The organism is Microbispora sp. NPDC046933 (assembly GCF_040644635.1).
Lineage (GTDB): Bacteria > Actinomycetota > Actinomycetes > Streptosporangiales > Streptosporangiaceae > Microbispora.
The window spans coordinates 1-1,203 of record NZ_JBEYWW010000127.1; the positions used below are offsets into that span (position 1 = coordinate 1).

A 1,203-nucleotide genomic window follows, 5' to 3' on the forward strand; every position below is an offset into this window, starting at 1 on the left:
AGTTTGTCTATATTTCAGTTGAATAAGCTGTTCTTTAGACATATCCATGATTTCTACCTCTTTTGCTTCTTCCTCAATGCTTTCAAATAGTTCACTTACTGGAACTAAAAGAGCATTAGATATTGAGGCTAAAGTATCTAAACTAACATCCGTTCCATTTTCTATTCTCTGAACCGTTCTAACAGTTATATTTGCTTTTTCAGCCAGTACTTCTTGCGTCCAACCTCTTTTTTTTCTTAACTCAGCAACTCTATATTTATTCATGAATATATAATAAACTATTTTTTTAAACATGTACACGACAGATAGACGACAAAAGAACGACAATCTACCGACACAAAGGTAAAACAACAGTTTTGGAGGAAATAATAAAAGCAGTAATCATACTAAAAACTGCTTTTATTATTGTTTTATTTTTCATGTTACTTTGTTTTGGACTTTTTATTCTTTAGTTTTTTATATTCTTTATTGATGACGTTAAGTCAAGTTTTTAGAGTAACAAACGTAGAATTTTAATCTATTTATTTTAAGCACTTACCTTTTCAAATTGATTAGGTGTAAGATACCCTAAACTTTGATGGATTCGTTTTGAATTATAAAAGGCTTCGATGTACCAGAAAATACTCTGATAGGCTTCTTCAAAGTTCTTATATTTAAATTGATACACCCACTCTCTTTTTAAATGTCCATGCCAAGATTCAAGACTGGCATTATGATAAGGGTATCCCCTTCGACTGAAAGAGTGAGTCATCCCATAATACTTAAGCAACTCTTCATACTCTAGACTCGTATACTGGCTTCCTTGGTCAGAATGAAGAATAACAGCTTCTGGATAGTCTTGTGATTTAATGGCCTTATTTAAAGTTCTTTGCACTAATTCTACAGTCATTCGCTTGCCCAAATCCCAAGCAATGACTTTTTTAGTATAACGATCCATAATGGTTGAGAGATAAGCCCATACTTGGTGAGTAGGAATATAAGTAATGTCGGTTGACCAAACCTTATTTTTCTTTGTAGGTTCAGTCTGTATGAGATTTTTTCGATTGATGTGATCACTTAGTGAGTATCCAGGCTTAAATTTCTTAATGACTACAGACTTGAGTTGAAGTTGCTTCATTAGCTTCTGTACCAGTTTTAACCCGACTTTTTCCCCTTGTTTAAGTAGAAGATGATGAATTTTAGGAGCACCATAGATTCCTCGGT

At 33.0% G+C, this 1,203-nt stretch carries 1 protein-coding gene and 1 pseudogene; both read right to left on the minus strand.

What is annotated here, in order from left to right:
- Window positions 1-264 (minus strand): helix-turn-helix transcriptional regulator (locus ABZ857_RS44305; protein ID WP_357056982.1); only part of this gene is annotated, 264 nt, incomplete at its 3' end.
- A 262-nt stretch (window positions 265-526) separates the two neighbouring features.
- A pseudogene (locus ABZ857_RS44310) lies at window positions 527-1,203 on the minus strand (IS3-like element IS981 family transposase); the annotation flags it as partial.